This window comes from Mesorhizobium sp. Arg314 (assembly GCF_053714275.1).
Map to the genome: position 1 here is coordinate 1 of NZ_JBSKBP010000311.1, position 316 is coordinate 316.

General features: G+C 61.4%; 1 protein-coding gene. It reads right to left on the bottom strand.

Annotation, left to right across the window (positions count from 1 at the left end; translation table 11 throughout):
* Positions 1-316, bottom strand: a 316-nt coding sequence (locus ACWGS9_RS35635; RefSeq protein WP_454509537.1) for a hypothetical protein, incomplete at both ends; no start/stop codon positions are given.

Below are 316 nucleotides of genomic sequence, written 5' to 3' on the forward strand. Positions count from 1 at the left end.
GGCGAGGCTTTGCGGATTATCAGTCCTCTGCCTCTTCGCCGGCATCAACAGCGCTGTGTAATGTTCGTTGTTGATGATCATGCCCCCGCTGCTCACGAGGTTGCTCCTGTCACGTGTACTCGTCAGCCCGTCCTGGGCCTCGCGCGTCTTGCCCAAGTGCCGTTCAAACGGCGCTGGCGCGATTTGTCGGGCTTGCTGCTCTTGCAAGACGGCGTGTTTCACCTGCGACCCAGCTGGTAAAAAAGCTTCCGCGCGGATTGCGGCAGGCTCGTGCGGAAGGCGCTCCTCCCTCAGTCGGTTTTGCAGCGCCTGCCGA